This window comes from Coleofasciculus sp. H7-1, from assembly GCF_057473865.1.
This window is the reverse complement of sequence record NZ_JBYCCT010000034.1, coordinates 50776-73494: the sequence shown is the minus strand read 5'-3', so window position 1 is coordinate 73494 and position 22719 is coordinate 50776. Positions and strand designations below refer to the sequence as shown.

20 protein-coding genes and 1 pseudogene are annotated in these 22719 nt (G+C 45.8%); 11 read left to right on the top strand and 10 right to left on the bottom strand.

Annotated features, from left to right (window positions below):
- Window positions 1-27 precede the first annotated feature (27 nt).
- Together AC2VDX_RS08640 and AC2VDX_RS08635 are read right to left on the bottom strand one after the other, a co-directional pair.
- Window positions 28-444, bottom strand: coding sequence for a fasciclin domain-containing protein (locus AC2VDX_RS08640; protein WP_378182275.1), 417 nt, complete (start codon window positions 442-444; stop codon window positions 28-30).
- 392 nt (window positions 445-836) lie between these two features.
- Window positions 837-1817 (bottom strand): ABC transporter ATP-binding protein, encoded by a 981-nt coding sequence (locus tag AC2VDX_RS08635; protein ID WP_378182272.1) that lies wholly within the window; start codon window positions 1815-1817, stop codon window positions 837-839.
- A 108-nt stretch (window positions 1818-1925) separates the two neighbouring features.
- Here AC2VDX_RS08635 and AC2VDX_RS08630 point away from each other — a divergent pair, with 108 nt between their 5' ends.
- Window positions 1926-2102, top strand: coding sequence for a hypothetical protein (locus AC2VDX_RS08630; RefSeq protein WP_378182269.1), 177 nt, complete (start codon window positions 1926-1928; stop codon window positions 2100-2102).
- 6 nt (window positions 2103-2108) lie between these two features.
- Window positions 2109-3068 carry a putative 2-dehydropantoate 2-reductase gene (locus tag AC2VDX_RS08625; protein WP_378182266.1) on the top strand — a complete coding sequence of 320 codons (960 nt, stop codon included), beginning with the start codon at window positions 2109-2111 and terminating at the stop codon, window positions 3066-3068.
- A gap of 840 nt (window positions 3069-3908) precedes the next feature.
- On the opposite strand, the gene AC2VDX_RS08620 is transcribed toward AC2VDX_RS08625, so the two are convergent.
- Window positions 3909-5474, bottom strand: coding sequence for a YcjF family protein (locus tag AC2VDX_RS08620; RefSeq protein ID WP_378171729.1), 1566 nt, complete (start codon window positions 5472-5474; stop codon window positions 3909-3911).
- A gap of 314 nt (window positions 5475-5788) precedes the next feature.
- Here AC2VDX_RS08620 and AC2VDX_RS08615 point away from each other — a divergent pair, with 314 nt between their 5' ends.
- The 3 genes from AC2VDX_RS08615 to AC2VDX_RS08605 all read left to right on the top strand — a co-directional run bounded on the left by AC2VDX_RS08615 (window position 5789) and on the right by AC2VDX_RS08605 (window position 9335).
- Window positions 5789-7588, top strand: a complete 1800-nt coding sequence (locus tag AC2VDX_RS08615; protein WP_378171731.1) for a sensor histidine kinase — start codon at window positions 5789-5791, stop codon at window positions 7586-7588.
- Window positions 7589-7654: 66 nt separating this feature from the next.
- Window positions 7655-8176 carry a DUF937 domain-containing protein gene (locus tag AC2VDX_RS08610; protein ID WP_378171733.1) on the top strand — a complete coding sequence of 174 codons (522 nt, stop codon included), beginning with the start codon at window positions 7655-7657 and terminating at the stop codon, window positions 8174-8176.
- 592 nt (window positions 8177-8768) lie between these two features.
- Window positions 8769-9335, top strand: coding sequence for a Uma2 family endonuclease (locus tag AC2VDX_RS08605; RefSeq protein ID WP_378171734.1), 567 nt, complete (start codon window positions 8769-8771; stop codon window positions 9333-9335).
- Between the two features lie 38 nt (window positions 9336-9373).
- Here the strand turns inward: AC2VDX_RS08605 and AC2VDX_RS08600 are convergent, their stop codons facing one another.
- Together AC2VDX_RS08600 and AC2VDX_RS08595 are read right to left on the bottom strand one after the other, a co-directional pair.
- Window positions 9374-10048, bottom strand: a complete 675-nt coding sequence (locus AC2VDX_RS08600) for a response regulator transcription factor (RefSeq protein ID WP_378171735.1) — start codon at window positions 10046-10048, stop codon at window positions 9374-9376.
- A gap of 98 nt (window positions 10049-10146) precedes the next feature.
- The gene (locus AC2VDX_RS08595) at window positions 10147-11598 is read right to left on the bottom strand and encodes a sensor histidine kinase (protein WP_378171737.1); all 1452 of its coding nucleotides are present in this window, start codon (window positions 11596-11598) and stop codon (window positions 10147-10149) included.
- Window positions 11599-11912: 314 nt separating this feature from the next.
- Between AC2VDX_RS08595 and purT the strand changes: the two genes are divergently transcribed.
- The 3 genes from purT (at window position 11913) to AC2VDX_RS08580 (ending at window position 15913) form a co-directional block, all read left to right on the top strand.
- Window positions 11913-13100 carry a formate-dependent phosphoribosylglycinamide formyltransferase gene (gene purT, locus AC2VDX_RS08590; RefSeq protein WP_378171739.1) on the top strand — a complete coding sequence of 396 codons (1188 nt, stop codon included), beginning with the start codon at window positions 11913-11915 and terminating at the stop codon, window positions 13098-13100.
- A 138-nt stretch (window positions 13101-13238) separates the two neighbouring features.
- A complete protein-coding gene (locus AC2VDX_RS08585) occupies window positions 13239-14018 on the top strand; it encodes an S-layer homology domain-containing protein (protein WP_378171741.1) in 780 nt (259 codons plus the stop codon).
- The gene (locus AC2VDX_RS08580; RefSeq protein WP_378171743.1) at window positions 14018-15913 is read left to right on the top strand and encodes a WG repeat-containing protein; all 1896 of its coding nucleotides are present in this window, start codon (window positions 14018-14020) and stop codon (window positions 15911-15913) included. The genes AC2VDX_RS08585 and AC2VDX_RS08580 overlap by 1 nt, the downstream gene beginning before the upstream one ends.
- 36 nt (window positions 15914-15949) lie before the next feature.
- Here AC2VDX_RS08580 and AC2VDX_RS08575 read toward each other — a convergent pair whose 3' ends face one another.
- Window positions 15950-16771 (bottom strand): M48 family metalloprotease, encoded by an 822-nt coding sequence (locus AC2VDX_RS08575; RefSeq protein WP_378171836.1) that lies wholly within the window; start codon window positions 16769-16771, stop codon window positions 15950-15952.
- A gap of 380 nt (window positions 16772-17151) precedes the next feature.
- Here AC2VDX_RS08575 and AC2VDX_RS08570 point away from each other — a divergent pair, with 380 nt between their 5' ends.
- Complete coding sequence (locus AC2VDX_RS08570) at window positions 17152-17421, top strand: GlsB/YeaQ/YmgE family stress response membrane protein (RefSeq protein ID WP_378171745.1); 270 nt, start codon at window positions 17152-17154, stop codon at window positions 17419-17421.
- Between the two features lie 606 nt (window positions 17422-18027).
- Here the strand turns inward: AC2VDX_RS08570 and AC2VDX_RS08565 are convergent.
- The 3 genes from AC2VDX_RS08565 to AC2VDX_RS08555 all read right to left on the bottom strand — a co-directional run bounded on the left by AC2VDX_RS08565 (window position 18028) and on the right by AC2VDX_RS08555 (window position 20473).
- Entirely contained in the window at window positions 18028-18165 is a 138-nt protein-coding gene (locus AC2VDX_RS08565) for a hypothetical protein (protein WP_378171746.1), read from the bottom strand.
- Window positions 18159-18251: a zinc ribbon domain-containing protein gene (locus AC2VDX_RS08560; protein ID WP_378171748.1), complete on the bottom strand. Its 93-nt coding sequence runs from the start codon at window positions 18249-18251 to the stop codon at window positions 18159-18161. The genes AC2VDX_RS08565 and AC2VDX_RS08560 overlap by 7 nt, the downstream gene beginning before the upstream one ends.
- A 1079-nt stretch (window positions 18252-19330) precedes the next feature.
- On the bottom strand, window positions 19331-20473 hold the full coding sequence (locus AC2VDX_RS08555; RefSeq protein WP_378171837.1) for a precorrin-8X methylmutase: 1143 nt from the start codon (window positions 20471-20473) through the stop codon (window positions 19331-19333).
- A 131-nt stretch (window positions 20474-20604) separates the two neighbouring features.
- Here AC2VDX_RS08555 and AC2VDX_RS08550 point away from each other — a divergent pair, with 131 nt between their 5' ends.
- On the top strand, window positions 20605-21972 hold the full coding sequence (locus AC2VDX_RS08550) for an MFS transporter (protein WP_378171750.1): 1368 nt from the start codon (window positions 20605-20607) through the stop codon (window positions 21970-21972).
- Between the two features lie 23 nt (window positions 21973-21995).
- Window positions 21996-22103: pseudogene (locus AC2VDX_RS08545) on the top strand (transcriptional regulator); the annotation flags it as partial.
- A 20-nt stretch (window positions 22104-22123) separates the two neighbouring features.
- On the opposite strand, the gene AC2VDX_RS08540 reads toward AC2VDX_RS08545, so the two are convergent.
- Window positions 22124-22564 (bottom strand): YidH family protein, encoded by a 441-nt coding sequence (locus AC2VDX_RS08540; protein WP_378171752.1) that lies wholly within the window; start codon window positions 22562-22564, stop codon window positions 22124-22126.
- Window positions 22565-22719 lie beyond the last annotated feature (155 nt).

The window sequence follows — 22719 nt, the reverse complement described above, 5'->3', positions numbered from 1 at the left end:
ACAGAAGGCAAGGGCAGCGAACAGTGTCTATTTAGACAGTATCGACGGTACAAGTACAGAATCAATGACATGGATGACACCGTTATCGGTAAGGATATCTGTTTTCAGCACCTTAGCGTCATTCACTTTGAAGCCGTCGTCGGTGCTATCAATCCCCACAATGCCGCCTTCAACTGTCTCAGCGGAATCTATCTCGACGAAGTTATCGGTTCTAACATCCCCAAACAGGACGTGATAGGTTAAAATTTGCTTCAGCTTGGGGATGTTCTCCATCCAAGAAGCAATTGTATTCGCTGGAATTTTGGCAAACGCTTCGTCGGTTGGGGCAAAGACAGTAAACGGCCCCGGACTCTTGAGAATCTCTAACAGACCAGCAGCCTCAATAGCAGTAACCAGAGTCTTGAAAGATCCTTCGTTGGCGGCAGTTTCTACAAGGTCAGCCATGCGTTTCGATGATTTTAAGTGAGTGTCCTGTTTAGAGATACTCGCTAGAAGAGTTGCAGTGCATCCTTCAAAAGTATTGAAGGCGCGATCGCTTGTAGGTTAACACAGCTACCAATTTAATCCCATTTCACTTTTGTGCAGCCACCGATCGCAGGACTTACGCAACTTGCGCGACATCTAGGGGCAACCACAGGGGGATTGCCCCTACAAAATGCTATATGTATAAGCTTTGCGTAAGTCCCGATCAGATCCCCCAATCCCCCTTGCACAAAGGGCTAACAAGAAGCTTAAGTATAGCGGTTAAAAAATGAATGGGTATAAGCTGGTTGCCTATGCCCATACATCTTTTTTGCTTGCCTACCTCAAGTCTGAAATTTGGTTGGAATTGCCACTCAACTACTGGAACGAATGCCACGTTGTTGTAGCTGCTGAATAAAAAAGTCTTCCAGAGAAGGACGGGATAGGTTCATTGTCGTCAGATGGGCACTCATCAGACGGAGGCTAGCCAGAAACTCTTGGGGTTCGCCTTGTAAGTGACCGTGCCAGCCATTATGCTCAAATGCTAAATCGGGTATCCAGCGTTTGAGAACCTCCAGGTTCCCGCCTTTGCCTCTGACGTGGTAGGATTCAGCGATGCCAAGGAGTTCATCGAGGGAGCCGACGCAAATCAGTTCACCTTGGGCGAGGATAGCGACGCGATCGCATATCTGCTCCACTTCCGCTAAAATATGGCTATTAAAGAAAATGGTCTTTCCCTGCTCTTTCAGGGATAGAATAATCTCTCGCATCTGGTAGCGCCCCATTGGGTCAAGACCCGACATCGGCTCATCCAAAAATACCAGTTCTGGATCGTTAATCAGCGCTTGAGCCATGCCTACTCGTTGCAGCATCCCTTTAGAATACTGACGCATCTGCTTTTTACGGGCAGCAGATTGAGCCAATCCGACTAATTCCAGTAGTTGGGGAATGCGTTGACGCTGCACTGATTTCGGGATCTGAAATAATCCAGCAGTAAATTGCAAAAACTCCCAGCCAGTGAGAAAGTCGTAGAAATAGGCGTTTTCTGGTAGATAGCCGATGCGTTGTTTAACTTCGCGATCGCCCAAAGGTTTTCCCAGAAGTACCCCTCGTCCACCCGTAGGACGTACAATTCCCAAGAGCGTCTTCAACAGCGTCGTTTTCCCAGCACCATTCGGTCCTAGCAGCCCAAACGTTTCCCCCTGAAACACAGACAGCGTGCAGCTTTTGAGAGATTCGATTTTTTGATTCAGCCAAAATCCGCTGCGATAAACCTTTCGCAGTTCAAAAGTCTGTACTACCGGCTGACGGTAAACTGTAATCGATTCCCCTGACTTATCTTCAACAGAATTCATATTAGTTCGGCAAGCGATCGCATTCTCTACAATATTATTGATTCTCTATTTTGCCGATCGTGTCAGTTCAAGATAGAAAATGGAATGAGTAATGTTACGAGGGAACTGATGGAACGCTCAAAGATTGTGGCAATTATCGCTGGGGCAATTTCTATAATTCTAGCGATCGCTTATCTGCTGCTTGTTCAGTTACTAGATTTCCGGGGTGAAATGATACCCGCACCCCAAAGTCAACTACCGCCAGTCGTGCAAGTTGCCCAAATATCCGCGATTCAGCTTTTTTAGAGAGCAATGTCTAATCGGAGTTACGCCATCCTCGGAACAGGAGCGCTGGGGGGCTACTACGGAGCTAAACTACAACGAGCGGGGCTGAATGTCCACTTCCTGTTGCACAGCGATTACGAACACGTCTGGCAACAGGGTTTAGTCATTGAGTCCCCAGATGGCGATTTTACCCTCCCCCACGTTAACGCCTACCCTAACGCTGGCAAGATGCCACCTTGCGATGTGGTGGTTGTGGCGCTGAAAACGACCCAAAACCACCTGCTACCTGAAATGCTGCCATTTGCGATCAAGGATGATGGTGTTGTCTTGGTGCTGCAAAATGGTCTAGGCGTTGAAGAGAAAGTCGCCAAAATTGTTGGTTCGGAACGAGTGATGGGAGGCTTATGCTTTCTCTGTTCTTATAAAGTGGGACCAGGACACATCCGCCACCTTGACTATAAAGCGATTACACTTGGCGAATATACTCCCGATTATCAATCCGGCGGGATTACCGAGCGAATGCGTCAGATTGCCAGCGACTTTGAAAGTGCTGACATCCCTATCCAACTTGCTGAAGACTTGCTATTTGCTCGTTGGCAGAAACTGGTGTGGAATATCCCATATAACGGGCTTTCTGTGGTTCTTGACGCCACAACAGATGAGCTGATGAGCGATTTTCACACTCGATTATTAGCCGAGCAGTTGATGGGTGAAGTGTTGGCAGGTGCATCTGCCGTTGGTCGGATAATTCCTGATAGCTTTGTCGAAAAGATGCTCGATCATACGGCAAAGATGAAGCCGTACCGCACTAGCATGAAAATAGACTATGACGAAGGGCGTCCTCTAGAGGTGGAAACCATGTTCGGCAATCCCCTACGAACTGCACAAGCAGCAGGTGTTGATTTGCCGAAAATTGCGATGCTTTACCAGCAGCTAAAGTTTTTGGATGCTAGAAATCGCATCAAAACTTATACCAAGCAGTTGTAAGTTGCTGGGTATATTAGTTACGTTTTTCTGTTTAGAGCAGGTAAGAAAAGGTGGGAATTGGAAATTTTTAACTTGATAATTCCCCATCTCCTTGACGACAAACTCAAAGAGCAATTGAAAGGTTGAACAGCTAAAACCCAATACGGTTCATTTAGAGCTAAAAATTCAAAATCTGCGTAGGTTGGGTTGAGTAGCTAGTAGGTTGGGTTGAGGAACGAAACCCAACAAATGCTTATGCGTGTTGGGTTTCGTTCCTCAACCCAACCTACAACTCAAAGAGCAATTGAAAGGTTGAGCAGCTAAAAACTCGTCATCTTATGAGCAAAAACAAGTAGCTAAAAAGTTCTTACTGCCTCTTTTTCAATCGTTTTTGTAGATTTTGGCGATATATTCTGGTTTTTTGTCAGATCCCTTTTGATCTGACAAAGTTTTGCCACTAAAAGCAAAAAATATCCAGGTGAAGGCTATTACTGCAATTGTTAATTCCATACAAATCTCTCCAAGTAGAGCGAACTGTCTCTTTGACCTTATTAATCACCTTGACGATTGCTATATCCGGATAAATTTTAAGTTGGTACATTAAAGTCAGGACTTACGCAAATAGCACCACATAGTAAGGGCAACCACAGGGGGATTGAACCGACAAGAACGCTATATGTATAAGCTTTGCGTAAGTCCTGAAAGTTACAAGGCGCGAATGCTTCACCCTCAACCTGAGAACCCAAGCTGGGGCTTATGGGTAATGCATAGCCGATTCCGGAAAGGGGATGGGGGTTAGGATTGTTAGCTGCAAAATGTGTATTTCCCCGACTTCCGACTTCCCATTTCTTATTCCAATTTTCAAGACGATTGATGACGCCGATCGGATTCAGGTTCAGGTTCAGCTTCTGGTTCTTTCGCTTCTGCTAAAGGTTTGACGACTCGCGCGATCGCTTCTTGCACAAATGTCTTGATAAACTCATCCCGGCGATTTAGCTGAAACTGTCGCTGTACAACTTCAGTAATTCCACCATCGCCCCAATCTTGATCGTGACGGAAGTATTCAATAAAACTCTTTCCAGCAATTCGAGTCAAATAAGCGGCGGTAATGCCTTGAATGACCTTACCAATGGGATAGGCGGCGATACTCAGTTGGAGGACTCTAGAAAGCAATTCAATTGCTCCTTGGACAATTCCCAAACTAGCGAGAGTTTTACCCAAAGAAAGCGCTAATTCGCGCCCTCGATCCATATTCAGCTCGCAACCGTAAATTCTGCCAATTTCTACAACCATTTGGGCATTTACAGCGGCGGTTGCTAGCAAATCCACCACTGGCAGGGGCGTCACGGTGATGACACCCGCACCAATCCACTGAAAACGTTCTACCACCTTCTCCGCTTGGCGTCGGCGCTGAGCATCCAGCAGGCGTCGCGCTTCGTCTCCCAGTCGCTGAGATTGAAGTAGGATATTGTCAGCGACTAAGTCTTCCCCTTCGGCTCTGAGAACCACCGCCATGCGGCGAATTAAGGGCATCACATCGGGTTCGGGTTGGAAGGTTTCGCCACTTTCCAACTCGGCTGGCTGGGGATTCGCGGCGATCGCTACAACATCGGCGGTGGCGATAAATCCGCGCACTCGTTCCCGCAGACGCGCCAGAATCGTTTCCTTATCTGTGTCTGTATAAAGATCGGTTTTGTTGAGGATCAGCAGCGATCGCTTGCCAATCTCTGCCAAGGTTCGCAGCGGGTTATACTCCGACTGCCGCAAGTCATTATCTACCACAAATAACAACAAATCCGCTTCAGTCGCCAATTGCCGTGCCAGTTGCTCTCGCTGCGTTCCCGCCACCCCTGCTTCTAAAATTCCTGGCGTATCGGTAATCAGAATTTGCCGATTTAACCCTTTCAACTTGAGAACGTAAGTTTCCCCCACCTCAGTGGTTCCCATTGGCGCGTCTACCCGTCCCACCATGCGCCCAATCAGCGCATTCACCAAAGAAGTCTTGCCAGCGGAACCCGTGCCAAATACGACGACTAACAGTTCCCCACGCGCCAAGTTTGCTTCAATTTCGCGCGATCGCTCCAGTAATGCCTGCCGCGACACCTCATCCTGAATCTGTGCCACTTGCTGCCGCACTGCTTTGAGGGTTTCTGAAGCCGCCTCTGTCTTCGCTTCTGGGATTTTCGGCTGTCTGCGGCGTTGCCGCGAACCTTTTGCAGTCCCCTGAAGAACCATTACATAGTAGATAAATCCACCGATTAGCACCCCCAGCAGGGCAATCAGCAACAAAAGCAGCAGATTTCCCAGCAAAGGTGCGGTAAAAGAAATTTGGATATACAGCCGATATAGAGAATTAATCAGCCACAGCATCAGCCCCAGAATTACACTGAGGCCAACGATCAGCGTTAATAAGCGCGACAGGGGCATGAATAGGATTGTGGTAAGGAGATGCTTCTAATCTTAATCTCCCTCTCATTGTCTGCTATCAGCAACAGGCAAGAGATGCTTCCACAAACAAAGTAGAGCCTGTTGCCGTGGTTTTTCTCCTCTTAGATTAGGACTTACGCAAAGCTTATACATATAGCGTTTTTTCGGGTTCAATCCCCTGTGGTTGCCCCAGATGTGATGATGTTGCGTAAGTCCTGAGATGATAGAGTTGAAGCGTCTTTCTGGGTGAATTTTAAAAAGTATAAATTATAATACAAAATAGCTTTTAAACTTATCCTCCACCGGATAGATCGATGATCTCTGAGCCAAACATCAGCAAGCCTCAGATACGCTTACGCAGTGCCTTCCCCCACCCAGCAAGTATCTCAGGCTGGCTCAGCCGGGTAACACGCCGTTTCAGTGTTAGCCAAAAGATTAGTTATGGATATGGGCTGACCCTGGGCATTGCCATTTTAGGGACGGCTGCCGGATTTATGATTGGAGATTACTACCAACAACCGGCTACGAAGTTGCATGAATATAGCAACCAAGAACTAAACCTTCTCCATCGCTTGCAAAATGGTGTACTACAGGCACGTACACACCAACAACAGCTGATTCCGCTAGCAGAGAAGCCGGAATTGTTTCAAAAAGAATACTCCCATTTTCTGGAGCATACCACTGAAATTAGGCACGTATTGTCTGAAATCAAATCTTATACAAACAGCGCCATTTATAAACGCGAGGTAGCGGTTCATGTACACGCTGACGGGATACCCAGTTTTCTGCAAACTTACGAAAACGTACCAGAAACCTACTTCCGGCAGTTAGACAAATTAGTACTGAACATTGCTCCGTCTCGTTTAAAGGCAGAGAAGATTCAGGAAGCACAAAAACTACTTTTAAATTTCACGAATGGTTCTGTAGCGCTCAAATTTGATGACCTCTCAGACAACTTAACTGAAATCATTTATGGCTCTTATCAGGATGTTCAGCAGGCAGAACTTGCCTTGATTGCTGCGGAAACAATTCGATTTCAAATCATTGTCGCTAGCATTTTGTTGTCAATTGCGATCGCTATCCTTTTAGCCATCTACACTTCTCGCGCCATCGTCCGTCCCCTCAAAGCTGCAACCAATGTAGCGCAGCGGGCTACTCAAGAATCTAATTTTGAACTGCAAGTGCCGATTACAACTGAAGATGAAGTGGGAATGTTGGCAACCTCCCTCAATCAGCTCATCCACCAGGTGGGGCACCTTTTGAAAGAACAAAAAGCAGACAGCGAGTTGCGGCTGATCCAGAGTGAGAAAATGTCTAGCTTGGGACGAATGCTTGCCGGAGTTGCCCATGAAATCAATAATCCGGTTAACTTCATCTATGGCAACTTGGCTCATGCTGGTGACTACGTTGAGGAACTTCTAGCATTACTAGAAACTTACCAAGCTGAAATTCCCAATCCTCCTGAAGCGATTCAAATTCAAGCAGAGGAAATCGATATCGATTTTCTTAAACAAGACCTGCCCAAAGTTCTGCAATCGATGAAAGTCGGTTCTGACCGAGTTCGACAAATTGTTCTAAGTTTAAAAGATTTCTCTCGCCTGGACGATCCACAACCCAACTCTGTAGATTTGCACGCCTGTCTTGATAGTACCCTGCTGATTCTGAATAATCGGATTAAAAACAATATCGAAATTGTTCAAAACTACGGCGACATCCCAGCCATTGAAGGTTACACAGGCTTGCTTTATCAGGTATTTATGAATCTACTAAGCAATGCTATTGATGCTTTAGAAGAGACAAAAGAGTTTGGGAAAATTGTCATTTCCACAGAACGCCTCAACAAGGACACAGTTGGGGTGCGGATTGCTGACAACGGTTCTGGTATTGCACCCGAACATCAGGAGAAAATCTTTGATGCCTTTTTTACCACGAAACCGAGAGGCATTGGTACGGGCTTGGGTCTAGCGATCAGCCGTCAGATTATCGTAGAGAAACATGGCGGTAGATTTAGCTGCAAATCTTCAGTAGGGGTGGGTACAGAGTTAGCGATCGCTCTACCCATCAAACATCAAGTCGGTGTCGCATCAACATCAACTACAAAAATTCTCTGCTAATAGCTAGAGGCGAACTACAGCCTAAAAGTGAGACATTTTGTTCAAGTTATCAGAGTAAAAAGAGTTATGGGACTTTTCGAGCAAATTATCAATGCCCTAGACAGTCCAGATCGCGCTGCGACTCCCGGACAGATGGATAATATTTTTGGCACTGTGCAGCAGGTCAGCAATAATTATGGTGCCGATCCCTCAACAGTGCAATCTGCAATGTCCCTTGTGGGTAACTACGTGCGCTCTGCTCTACAACAGAAGCAAGCTACCGAAGGCACCGAACAAGCGCAAGCTCTTGTCAATCAATATAGCGGCAGTTCTCCCAATCCTCAAGCCGTGGATGCTCTTTTTGGTTTTTCTCAAGTGCCGCAAATCGTGCAAGCAATTGCTCAAAGGACAGGCTTGAATCCGGCGATGATTCAACAGATGTTGCCGGTTCTCGTTCCCCTCGTGTTAAATCTCCTAAAAACTGGCTCCAGCGCTCAAAATCCCCAAGGGTCGAATCCAGTTTTAAGTGCTTTCTTAGATGCTGACCGCGATGGCGATGTCGATATTGCTGATGCGATGCAATTAGCGGCTCGCCATCTGGGTCGTTAGAAGTTAAGTGTAGGTTGGGTAGAGCGCCAGCGGATACTGTTGGCGAATGGGCTACGAACACGATTACGCAGAGGTGACAAATGCTGAAGCCATTGAGATTTCGTTGCCTCTCAAAGTATGCAGTACGTTTGTAGGAAGCTTTGTATACTATCGCCAACAGTATCAGCGTAAGTGAAACCCAACAAAGCTCACCAGAGCTGGGTTTCGTGACCTCAAAGGGAGCCTACAAATCTGGAGAAATATTACTGAATGGCTTGAGGACGCAGGATACAAAACTCAGTCTCCTTTTCAGTATCAAGCGACTAATTGCGTACCTGTAGACATCTTAGGCAAAATAGCTAATGTAAAGATTGAAAAAGATAAAATTAGAATTGAAATTGACCTGCAACCAGCAAATTTGTCAATACCAACATCATTATCTTCAGAACTTCCAATACAAAAGCTAAGTTCAGGAGAAGATACGGTTAATTCGGATATTGTAAAACTATTAACGACAAAGCAGAGTAAGGCGTTGGAAATGGTGCGTTAGGCGATCGCTCACGCACACTACTAAACTAAAAAGATAGAAGTATAACCAATCGAGATTTGACCTATGACCCCCACAGTATCAGATAAAGTACGTTGGACAACTGCCGACTTAGAGTTATTTCCTAATGATGGCAAGCGTTATGAGATTATTGATGGAGAGTTATTTGTGACCAGAGCGCCTCATTGGAGACATCAAAATGTTGCTGATAATGTCTGTGGAGAGTTGAAAATTTGGTCGCTAGAAACGGGATTGGGAGATGCGGCGACGACTCCTGGAGTCATCTTTACGGATGCAGACAATGTGATTCCTGATGTGGTTTGGGCGAGTAAGGAACGTCTGGCAGAATTATTGGATGAGGCGGGACATCTGACTGGTGCGCCGGAGTTGGTAGTAGAAGTGTTGTCACCAGGGGAGGATCGGGAAAGACGCGATCGCCAACTTAAACTAAAACTCTATTCAGCTCAAGGAGTGCGGGACTATTGGATTTTTGCTCGCGAAAAGCAACAGGTGGAAGTTTATCGACGGGAAAATGGGGTTTTGAAACAGGTTGCAACTTTGTTCAAGGAAGATAATTTAACCAGTCCTCTTTTACCTGGGTTTAGTTGTTCCGTTGAGCGTTTGTTTAGGTAGCGATCGCTCCTTCGTCACACGATGCGCTACTCAAAAAGTCAAGTCCGCAGCACATAGCCAACACCGCGCACGGTTTGAATCAGACGCTTCTCGTTATTTTCTTCCAGTTTTAAACGGAGGTAGCGAATATAAACTTCGATGATATTGGAATCGCCCATAAAGTCGTAGCCCCAGACTTGCTCTAAAATGCGATCGCGCGTAATCACTTGGCGAGGATGGGCAAGTAAATGTTCTAGTAAATCGAATTCTTTCGCCGTTAATTCAATTGCGCGATCGCCTCGATAAACTTCCCGTGTCTGTCGATTCAAACTTAAGTCTTCAAATTGTAAGAGATCCGGATTTTCTTCGTGAGTTCGTCGCAAGTGAGCGCGGACTCTCGCTAATAATTCTTCAATGCTGAATGGTTTAACAACATAGTCATCTGCTCCGGCATCTAAACCAGCCACGCGATCGCTGACTTCATCTTTTGCAGTTAATAAAATAATCGGGACTTTATTTCCGGTTGTCCGCAGGCGGCGACAGAGTTCCAATCCCGATAATCCAGGCAGCATCCAGTCTAAAATCACTAGCTCCGGATTGGATTCTCGCGCTGTTGTCAGCCCCGATAAGCCGTCGTGAGCTACGCTGACTTGGTATCCTTCATAGGTCAATTCTAATTCGATAAATCGAGCCAGTTTGACTTCATCTTCCACCAACAAGATATGTGCTGTCATAAGTAGGGGCTTTCGCATTCGCGTATAAAAATTGACGGTTTACCAAAAATCTATCTGCACGAATGCGAAAGCCCTTACAGCTCTAACTCTTTGCTTAATTAAGGTGCGGGTAAGATGACTGTAAAAACGCTACCTTCACCGAGTTTTGATCTCACTGTGACGCTCCCATCCATGCCCTCAATCAGGGTTTTAACGATCGATAAACCCAAACCAGCACCACCAGTTGAACGTGCCCTAGCTTCATCCACGCGGTAGAAGCGCTCAAAGATCAGGGCTTGTTGTTGCAGAGGAATGCCACAACCCTTGTCGCAAACTTGGATAGTTACATTGTCGCGCGTTTGAGCTAATTTTATGGTGACAGGTTCGTTGGGTTCAGAATATTTTAAGGCATTATCGATTAAGTTGAGCAGTACTTGTTTAAGACGGTTGCGATCGCTTCTAATTTCAATTGGGTAGGAACTTGCCTCAATTATCGTTTCTCGACTGCTAAATTGCTGTGCCATTCCTACCACCTCTGCCACCAAATCGTTTAGAACCAGGTTTTCCAAATGGAAATGCATATAACCACTATCCGCTCGTGCCAAATCGAGTAAATCTTGCAATAGGCGGATCGTGCTATCTGTCTCAGAAGCCGCAATTCCCAGCGCTTCTTGCTGTGCTTCTGTTAAATTGGTACTTCGTCGCAAGGTACTTTGGAGATAGCCATAAACAATCGTTAAAGGTGTCCGCAATTCATGGGAAACATTACTGACAAATTGCCGTTGCTGTTCCCAAGCTTGCGACAAGCGAGACAACATCATGTTGAAGGTATTGGCTAGTTCCTTAACTTCGCTGGGAGCCTGCTCAAGATGCAGTTGTGCTTGCCCTAAATCTTCTACCGAGATGACTTGAGTCATTTGGCTCATTTGTCGCAATGGTTGAAGCGATCGCTTGATATAGATAGCAATTACTATCGTAATTGTCATAATTGCTACGATATAAGCAATTCCCATGCTACGAATCACCGCTTCAAACATTGTTTGTTCGCTAGTGATATCCTGTGCCACGTAAACATTACCGATTTTTGCGCCCTTCACGATTAAAGGGGTACCAGAAATCACTAAATAGCGTTGGTTAATCTGATAAATTTCGGGTTTGATCGTCATTCCCGACAGGGACAGCAATTGGGCAGAAGTGTCGTTACCTTGCCAAGGTGGCGCAACCAGCGTTATAGATTTAGCAGGGATTTCACCATTAGGATAAGTCACCCAGATTAGTAAATTTGGCGTGGTGCGGTTATCAATTGCCTTTTGCAGTCCAGCCTCTACAGGTATCATTTCACTGTAGAGTTTGACATCCTGTGGAAAACGCTTTGCAATCTGCTGAATGTTTTGCTTAGGGGAACTAATCAAAAGTTGCTGCATTTTCCAACTCGTCCAAATAGCAACGCTACTGATTCCGAAGATCGAAACAGCCGTAATCCCTACGGTTAGGCGAAACTGAAGTGAAAATGGATCGATTTTCTGCTTGATTTTGTTAATTACCTGTTGATAGCTCCTTATAAATGACATGAATTACAAGTTTTAGCGATCTTCAGACTCTACTGACTTCCAGCTTAACTATAAATTATGAGAAAATCCTGAGATTGCTATAAAAGAGTCAGGCAAAATTGCAAGTATTATATCTCTGTTGATGTACGGTTTAATTCTTGTAGAGGTAGGTTTGATAGCCAGATACATAATTCCTACCTAAAATTGGGATAAACCCGCCCTCCGCCGCGTAGGAAAGAAGAATGTGTTAATTCTCTTGCGATCGCCGATCGAAAAAGCGCTGGTTAGTTTTACAATGAATTGGCGAAATCTGATAGCTCAAACTCAAAAAATCAATGAAACCCTCTCTGAAGCTTCCTCAAAAGATTATGCTGCTTGGTTCGGGAGAACTCGGCAAAGAATTTGTCATTGCGGCTCAACGTCTGGGCAACTATGTGATTGCAGTGGATCGCTATCATAATGCTCCAGCGATGCAAGTTGCTGATGAATTTGAAGTAATTTCTATGCTCAGTGCCGATGACTTGGAAGCCGTCGTGCAAAAACATCAGCCAAATTTAATTATTCCAGAAATTGAAGCGATTAGGACGGAGAAACTGATTGAATTTGAAAACAGAGGATTTACAGTTATTCCGACTGCCACTGCTACCCATTATACGATGAATCGAGACCGGATTAGGGAACTCGCCCATCAACAGTTAGGAATTAGAACTGCTAAATATGCTTATGCAACAACGCTGAAAGAATTTATGGAAGTTTCCGATATAATTGGATTTCCAAATGTAGTAAAACCTGTGATGTCATCCTCTGGAAAAGGTCAATCAGTTGTCAATTCGCTCGATGAGGTTGAAGCGGCATGGAAGTATGCGATTGAAGGTTCTAGAGGAGATACTCAAAAAATTATTGTCGAAGAGTTTATTCCCTTTGAATTAGAAATAACTTTGCTAACAATTAAGCAGTGGAATGCTCCGACCATTTTCTGTCCTCCTATCGGTCATCGTCAAGAAAGGGGCGATTATCAAGAATCGTGGCAACCAGCAGCAATGCCAGAAAAACTGCTTTTGGAAGCACAGGCGATCGCGCAAAAAGTTACCGATGCTTTGGGAGGCGCTGGCATCTTCGGCGTAGAGTTTTTTATTACCAAAGATTCCGTAATTTTTTCCGAACTTTCTCCCAGACCTCATGATACGGGAATGGTGACATTAATTTCTCAAAATTTGAATGAATTTGAATTGCATCTAAGAGCGGTTTTAGGCTTGCCAATTCCTAAAATAGAACTATTAGGGGCTTCAGCGAGTGCAGTAATTCTGGCAAGTAAGCATTCAAATTCGATCGCTTTTATGGAAGTGCAAGAAGCTTTGTCTGAACCTGATGTAGACATCCGGTTATTTGGCAAGCCAAATTCTCGCCCTAACCGCAGAATGGGAGTCGCTTTGGCGAAAGCAAGTAATGTCCAAGAGGCGCGGGATAAAGCGACTAAAGCCGCTAGCAAAATTAAAATCGTTAATCAAGACGATGATTATTGACGCTTGATTACCCTTAGATCCCCCCAACCCCCCTTAAAAAGGGAGACTATGATAAAATTTCACTCTTTTACAAGGGGTATAGGGGGTATAAAATATGTCGTATTTATGAGAATCATATTAATAGAGGAGTTAGTCAGATTGAACGATTCGATCTTTTCTGATATTCAAAACCATTGGGCGCAAGAGTGTATCAAACAACTGCAAGCGCGAAATCTGATTAGCGGCTATCCAGATGGTAGCTTTCGTCCAAATGCACAGGTGACGAGGGCGGAGTTTGCGGCGCTGATACGAAAGGCGTTTCCCAATGCCGTCCCGATTCGGAATGCAATTAACTTTGTGGATGTGCCTTCAAATCATTGGGCTTATCAGGCGATTCAAGTTGTTTATCGGGCGGGTTTTTTGTCTGGCTATCCAGATCGCACATTTAAGCCAAGTCAGCCAATTCCGCGAGTGCAAGCTTTTGTAGCTTTGGTATCGGGGTTGAAGTATGGCGCTACGACAAATCCCAGCGAGACATTAAAAAAGTATTTTGAGGATGCGGCGCAGATTCCTAATTATGCAATTGGAGCGATCGCTTCTGCAATCGAAAAATATCTTGTCGTCAATTATCCCCATGTCCGACGCTTCAACCCCAATCAGAATGCCACCAGAGGCGAGATTGCGGCTTTGATTTGTCGCGCTTTGGGCATTTCTGGCGTGCCGTTGCAGTATATTCCGGGGATGGAATTTGTGGTTATTGGGTTGCAATTTGATGAAGCTGAAGCTTTTTCGGAAGGATTGGCACGAGTCAAAATTGCTGACAAGTGGGGTTATATCGATAAAACAGGTAAACTCGTAATCTCGCCACAATTTGATGAAGCAGATGCTTTTTCTGAAGGAGTGGCACTGATTAGACAATACGCGCCAAAGAGGCAGTAATGGAAACTCGCGGTGTCTGGATTACCACAACAGATAGCAAAGTTCTGAATTCTCGGCAAAACATTGCTGCGGCGATGGATTTTCTCGCTCAAACTGGGTTCAATGTAGTCTTTCCGGTTATTTGGAATAATGCCTTTACGCTATATCCCAGTAAAGTGATGCAAGACAATTTTGGAGTCGAAATTGATCCGCGATATAGCGATCGCGATCCCTTAGCTGAAATGGTAATTGAGGCACGTCGAGTTGGACTTGCGGTGATTCCCTGGTTTGAATACGGATTCGCCTCTTCTTACAATCAAAATGGCGGACATATTCTAGCGAAAAAACCTGATTGGGCTGCCCGCGACAGCAGCGGGAATTTAGTTAAAAAGAACAGTTTCGAGTGGATGAATGCCCTTGATTCTGAAGTACAAGAATTCTTACTAAATTTGGTGCTAGAAGTTGTTAAAAATTACGATATCAGCGGCATTCAAGGGGATGATCGAATGCCTGCACTTCCAAGTGTTGCGGGCTACGATCGACGAACAAGCGATCGCTACTTTCAGCAATTCTTCCAAAATCCTCCGCAAAACCCGAAAGATCCGCAATGGCTTCAGTGGCGTGCGGATATTCTCACCGATTTCTTAACTCGCCTCTACCAAGAAGTGATTAATATTAAGCCAGAATTGCTGATTTCACTGGCACCGAGTCCCCACGGTTGGGCACTTCAGGAATATCTGCAAGATCCCAAAGCTTGGAGCGATCGCGGGTTGGTTGATATGATACATCCACAGTTGTATCGCCGCGATTTCTTTAGTTACAAACAACTGGTTGATAGTCTTGTCGCCCAGCAATTTACCGCCGAACAGCTACCAACGCTGATGCCCGGTATTTTACTAAAAGTAGGGGGATATCGCATCAGCGCCGACTACTTGTTGCAGGCGATCGCTTACAATCGCTTTTGTGGCATCCAAGGCGAAGTTTTCTTCTTCTACGAAGGTCTGCGAGAAGACAACGACGCCTTAGCCAAAGCCTTGCGTTCTGGCCCTTACGCCCAGCCTGCACCATTTAATCCCTCACAATTAAAACAGCTTGGCTTTACCAGTCGGAGAATTGGCGGCAAATATAGCTATATCGACACTACAGGAAAAAGTGTGAGCCAGCCGCAATTTGACTGGGTGGATTCCTTTAATAGCGGGCTGGCGCGAGTCAAAATGGGCTATAAGTGGAGCTATATTGACAAAACGGGTAAACTTGTCAGTCGATTCCAATTTGATAGTGCGAAACCTGTTCAAGAAGAGTTAGCACTGATAAAAATTGATAACAAATATGGTTATCTTGACACGAAGGGAAATCTTTTAATCTTACTGCGAGTAGATGATGCAGAATCTTTTTCGGAAGGATATGCACCTGTCAAGATAGATGGCAAATGGGGTTACATTGATAAGACGTGGAACCTCAAAATCCCCTATCAATTTGATAGCGCTGATAGCTTTTCGGGAGGGATGGCACGTATCGGTGTTGGCGGCAAATATGGTTATATTGACACGACGGGAAAGCTGGTAATGCTGCCGCAATTTGAGGATGCTAAGGCTTTTTCAGAAGAATTAGCAGCGGTAAAAATTGCTGGAAAATGGGAATATATCGATAAAACTGGGCAGGTCGTAATTTTGCCGCAATTTGAGGATGCTGAGTCTTTTTTAGAAGGGCTAGCGGCAGTCAAAATTGCTGGCAAGTGGGGCTATATTAACAAGACAGGTAAACTTGTCATTCCCACAGAATTTGACAACGCTCAACCCTTTTCCCAAGGATTGGCGCTGGTTAATATTGGTGGATCGTGGCGTTCAAGCGGTGAGAATGGCGAATGGTCTTTCAGCGGCGGGAAGTGGGGCTACATTCGGAATGTGCTGTCTTGAAGGGCTGAGGGTTGTAGGAGTGGAGTTTTTCTGCCTTTACTTAGTTGCGGGTGGCAAACGCGATCGCACAGATTGAGCAAAGTCCTCGCGTCCAATTTCCAACTGTGGTGGAACGCCGTTGGGATAGGTTTGAGAGATTACAGCCTGTAGTTTTTGAATTCGGTTCTCAGGGTTGGGGTGGGTGCTGAAAAACTCCGGGGATTGACCGCCACTCCTGGCACTAGCAAGGATCTGCATCACTTCGACGCTGGCTTTAGGGTTGTAGCCAGCTGCCGTCATAAACTGAACGCCAAGGCGATCGCTTTCTAGTTCATCCTCACGTCCGTAACGCAGATTGACAATCTGGTTCACTGCCTGGGCAATCACTTGCGCCTGCCGACCGCCACCCTGGTCGTCACTCGCCGCGACTCCAACTGCTGTCACCAGTGCTGCACCGAGTTGCTGCTTTGCCAAACGTTCCGCCGCGTGCCGTCCCACAACGTGCCCGACCTCGTGCCCCAGCACAGACGCCAGTTGAGCTTGGGATGAGAGACGACGCAGCAAACCCGCAGTAATGAAAATTTGTCCTCCCGGCAAGGCGAACGCATTAATCGTTTGAGGGTCGCGCAGCAGATGAAATTCAAACGGATAGCCGGAAGTCTTCGCCTTTGACTCCTGCACTACCTCATTTCCTACTTTGTCAATATAGTTTTGTAGCGCCGGATCTGGATACAGACCGCCAAATTTTGCCGCCATTTGCGATCGCGCTTGCAGTCCCAGGACGACTTCCTCCTTTGGCGAAAGTTGCACCCGTTGCTTTTCCCCAGTCACCGGGTTCTCCACCGTCGTAGTGCAGTAACTAATTAACCCAAATAGCATAAGTAACAGTGCAATTCCCAGCCGGATCAGCGCTCTCACTGCTTGTTCTCCCGATTTATCGTCAGGAGGTTATCATACTGCTCGATAATCTAACATCAGTCTGAAGGATACTTTATTAAGTCGTCTTGTAGGGTAGAGGTGGTTTTAGAGCTTAGACCCAAGCGCCTGTTTTCTCTCTGCCCCAATGTTAAATATTATTAATTTAATCCCTTTTTTAGCGCAATCAATGAGGAATTAGCGCTGTGGGAACCTGGACGTGAAAAAAATGCGGTTTGCCTATCTCTTGAGGTAAAGACAGTTATATCGTGTGGCAGATGGGATTGCTTGGTTTGAACTGTTAATCTGTAATTGTAAACAAGGGACTATAAGGAATCAGAATCATGAATATTATTGCTTGGATTGTTTTAGGTCTGATTGCTGGTGCGATTGCTAAAGCTATTTATCCGGGTCATCAAGGCGGTGGTATTCTTGGAACTCTTGTTCTAGGAGTCATTGGAGCCTTCGTTGGCGGGACTTTGGGAACTTTTCTGCAAACGGGAACTCTACAACTAACGGCTGCCAGCTTGAGTATTCCCGGAATCATTGTCGCTGTTTTAGGCGCAATTATTGCAGTATTCCTGTGGAACTTCTTCAGCCGTCGCGCCGCTTAAGTAGCGCTACATCTGCCACATCCTTCGACCGATTCAAATTGCTCAATCTGCGATCGCAGCTCTTGGGCAACCGATTAATTTTCAAGGAAGTCAGAATTGCGTTGTAGTAGACAGCATCTAAGTAGTATACGCCTCGTCAGTAGGGGGGTATCCGATACTCCCCTGCGCTTCCAATGCCATTAAATCAAAGAAGGCGATCGCTTGGCCCAAGATTGATGGTTTTTTATGGAAATATGACACTTTAGAAATTCTCAATCTGGCTGTACAAAGTTACTTCATAGCTTTGGAACAACTTCCAGTTGATGCATCTACCATTAGTATACAAGTTCAAGATAAAAATTTAAGCTCGCAACCGCAGGCTTCAACTCTAGCCCCGCGGACTATTCGTAACCTTGCTCCTCCCCATAGCCTTTATAATAGTAAAATTCGTCTCTTGTCCTGCTTTTGCGTAAGTCCTGATTAAGGCTAATGGTGTACCTGCGTACGCCAAGTTCGGGAAATTCTTAGTGCCTAGTGCTTAAGCCAATCACATTAGTTGTTGAGGATGGGAAGACCGTTGGAGTCCAGTAAGCTTACCCCACGCATAGAATGCGGGGGATGAAAGCCCTAGCCTATAACTTGCACTAAAGAACAAGCCAGTACCGAGCGTTCGGGAAGACTTACAAGCGCTCCCCCAAGACTAGAAATATTAATTGCACCGTTCACGCTCAGCGTCACCATGCCAATTACACGCCTGGTTAACACATACATTTGAAAGATTTGCCATTACGGTTGCCAATCACTCCGCAAGAATGGCACGATTTGGACGTATAAGCAGGAGGAACAAGCATAACTTCAACACCAACAGCCAAAGCTTTGTAGTTAATCAAAGTCCTCAGATCAAAGAATGCCCACAAGTTAGACAGTCTACGTTCCTTTTTGCTTCTTGTCGATTATTAGTTCGCTCACGTATCCCACTCAAATCTTCCATCGCCATAGCAGACGAGAGTTGCCAATGCTCTCTTGAGCCAGCTGCTTGAAGAAAGACGTGGTTGGTATGGCGCTGGAATCGTCTCTACGAAGCCCGATAGCCGTTTCAAAAGTCTTCGGCAATTACGCCTTGTACTCCTTGTGCCTTTCGTAGCCTTTTGTTGGATAGACGCTCTCAGCTTCGCATAATGGTTGCGAACATCGGTTATTTGTTTCCCGCTAAACTTGTCTCCAACACTAGTAACCGCAATATCAGTGCTACCCAAGTCAACGCCAAGCACATTTTTGATTCGATGCGGCTCTGGTGCTTCCTCTTATAACTTGAATGTTGATAAAATATTCGCCCTGACGCTATTTAAACAACGTTGCACTGGTCGGAATTTTATCCTTAAGTTTGCCAATTTGATAGTTACCAAGCTTGAGTTTAATATGCTCCCGACCACCAACAAGAGTCAGGCTAACAGACTGCTCTTTCTCCCTATAAGCAAAAATTCGCGCATCGTAGTCGGCGCTAGCAGGCTTAAATACCTTGACTTCTTGTTTGTCTTTAAGCGCAGTCTTCCGATTGCCAGCAACCCGATTAACTGCCCTAACCGCAAGATTGGCAGAAAGCCCAAATTGTTGTCTGACTTGAGCGTAGACAAGAGTTTGAATCCTGACGTTGTTTGTCAGTTTTGCGTCAACGTTCTGATTGATGTAGTTGCAAGCATCTGCTCTCCGCCTGAAGGGTTGCCTGAATCATGTCCGCCTGTTCAGGCGTTGGTTGAAGTTTGCAGCTAAGAGTCAGGATGCTTTTCATCCCTTCAGGATATCACTACAATGAAACAAAATATTTACAGGCGGTTTTAACCGCTAATCGCTTACCTCCCCATGTCGCGCATCCAGGGGCTTCCGCTCGCTTTTTGGTGAAAAGTGATTTTATTCCCTAGCTCCTCACCAGTCACACTCTTAGTTGAACTGCCAGTTCCATAAGCTTATCTGCTTCCAGATAACAATGACAGTCTGGTTTTTCTAAAAGCGATTCTGCTAAAGCATTCAGAGCCACTGCTGCTAATAGTCCGCCCCCCAAAGTTCCATCAATCGTGAGGTATGGGACATTAAGGCGTGTTAAGCGTCGCTTGGCTGTGGGGGCGTGGCTAAATCCAATCGGCATCCCAATAACGAGAGCCGGTTGAATCAATTTTTGCTCAATTGCTGCACAAACTGACATTAATACAGATGGTGCATATCCAATTGCCAGCACACATCCACTTTCAAGCTGATGCAATCGTTCTTTCCAGATGCGCTCGTGCCAGAATGCTTGTTCGGCATCGGCTGCATCGGTAATATGGGGGTCATCAATTAAGGTTTTAACTCGACATCCCAAATGTGCCAGCCTAGTTTGGTCAAAAGCCGCAACGATGGCTGGCACATCTCCTACAATCTGACACCCAGCGTTGAGTGTATTACGGGCAGCCGCGATCGCACCCTGACTCACGCGTACAAACTGCACCAAACTGACATCCCCACAAGCTAATACCAGTTTAGAAAGCAAGTCTACTTCAATTTCAGAACGGTTAGATAAATCTGGCAAAAGTCGTTGTAATGATTCCTGAAACTCTTCCGGGTGAGCGTCGGCTTTTGCATCCAAACCAGACATGAGCTTTTCAATTTCTCCTAACCCATTTTTGGTTTCAATTTCCAATAGCCTTAGCTGAGCTAGAGCTTCTGCTTGGATAGCCAGACATTCGCGATCGCGTCCTAACAATCCTTCCAACGCTGATGCCGTTTGTCGCAGCCGTACCAACTGTTGCATCACAGACTGATATTGCTGTTGCAATTGAGTTATCAGCGTACTGCCTGCTGCTTCCGACTCGGTTTCTAGTAACTGGCGGATGTGCGACAGATGGAACCCTTGCTGCTTCAGTGCGACAATCAGCCGCAGCCGTTGCACATCGGCTTGGGTATACAGCCGATAGTTGGCATCATTGCGTTGAGCAGGTGGCAGCAGCCCCACAGTGTGATAATGCCGCACCATTCGGGGAGTAATACCCCCCCCTACCATATCTGCGAGTTCCTTAATAGTCAAAAGCTTGCTCACTATGCCTCTATTTAAATTTATAAAACCCTTGACATTGACACTAATGTAAATGTTTAGTATGGAAAAGTCTTTATATCCCCCTGGGGGGCATCTGATGCCTCAGAAATCATAAGCAAATTTAGGAAAACCGATGAATGCTTTTTCGCAGCCTCAGAAATCCCGTGTTTGCGCGGCTCTACGCGGCTCAAACCACCAGTTTATTGGGAGATGCACTTACCTGGGTTGGTTTAGCTCTCCTCGCCTTTGAGTTAGCTGGACAGAAATCAGCAATTGTGCTGTCAGGGGCGCTAACATTGCGCGTCACAGCTTTTGTGTTGCTCTCTCCCTTAGCGGGTGCGATCGCCGACCGCATTGATCGCAAGATGATCCTAGTTACAACTCACGTTATCCGTATGCTAATTGTCAGCCTGTTGCCCTTTGTGACAAAGGTTTGGCAAATCTACGCCCTAATATTTGCCCTCAACGTCTTCAATGCTTTCTTTACGCCGACTTACCAAGCCACAATTCCCCTAGTCACAGGTCAGAATGATTACCCGCAAGCGATCGCACTTTCGGCTGCGACTTTCCAACTGCTAGGGGTACTCGGTCCCGGTATAGCTGGCAGCGTCGCCGCACTGATTGGGGCAAGACAGGTTTTCTTCCTAGATGCCCTAACTTTCCTAGTCGCGGCAGTATTAATCTTCACTTTACCAGGTCAGTTAAGAGTTCAGCCAAGTCTATCCAACTCAGCGACAAAGGGCAGGACGTGGCGAGACATCAAAAACGGTACAACCCGCCTATTCACTGATGCTCCAATTCGCTATGCACTGGCGATGCAGTTAGTTGCATCCATAGCTGGAGCGCAAATCCTGGTAAATACTGTCGGCTACGTCCAGGGAACGCTAAAACTGGGAAATATGCAATACGGCTGGGTAATGGCTGCTTTTGGAATCGGCGCGACTATTTCAGCAGTGGCTTTCGGTGCTATAAGTAGACGCTTGGCGCGGACAACATTTGTACTGCTTGGTGCGGCTCTTGTAACTTTAGCTTTATTGCCTGCAAGCTATGTAGGTCTACCACTGCTGATGATTCTGTGGTTGGTGGCAGGTATGGGGCAAAACTTCGTAAATTTACCCACTCAAACCTTGATTGCAGACCGCATTCCATCTGATGCCCAAGGACGAGTTTACGGCGCACACTTTGCCTGGAGTCACTTGTGGTGGGCAGTTTCCTACCCGCTGGCTGGTTGGCTGGGAAGTAACTTTAGCGATCGCGAATTTCTCTACGGTAGCTTGATTGGCTTAATGTTGCTGGTGGTGGTACAACTTACCCTCTCACCCCAGGATTATGAACATGAGCATGAAAGCATTTGGCATGAACATGAACACATCCATGATGAACATCATCAGCATGAGCATCACCAGGGAATCCCGATAGGGGAACCTCACACCCATCCCCATGAACACTTACCCATGCGCCACTCTCACCTCTATTTTGTTGATCTTCACCACTATTCAAGATAGCGAACCAGACTTTTACTTAAGCCGATCCGATTATTTTTGAGTTATGTGAAATAGTGTGCGATCGCCTGGCAATTCGACTAGAGGAACAAACGCAACAGTTAGCAGAACTCAAAAACTTGCGAGAGCGTTAGATTAGGTAACGCTAATGTCATCAACGCAGATTTTTGGACTGGGGCTGATTTGGAACAGAAAACGGACGATTGGGCAATTTATTTCGCCACAGCAACCAGGGAATACTGAGAAATCCCAAGATCATTACTACTGCACTGATGATCCAAATAATCAAACGATTGGCTTTATAATCACCTCGTTCAATTTGCCAAAAAACTTGGTTGTACCGCCATGTACCTAAAGCAATTGTCACAATTCCAAAGATTACCAAAGAAATACCTAGATTTTCGGAGCTAAATAAAGGATTTATCGCAGGCTCCTGTTGAGTGAGCGTAACATTAAGTTGGCGTAGAAATATACCAAATCGAGCGATCGCAAAACCAAAGCCAATCAATGCAATAGAAGTGCGTAGCCAAGCGAGAAAGGTACGTTCGTTGGCTTGATGCTCCCGTTGACGGTCAATTTTCGGTGTGTTATTCATACAATTACCAGTAAAATAACCCCACTATCAGCACATCTAACAGTATGCGGTTGCAACAAGTATGAACACCTAATCTATCAAACTATTCGGCAGATAGGGGCGAAGGCTTGACATTAACATTAATGTCAATGTTTAGAGTGAGAGAGTTCACTCCT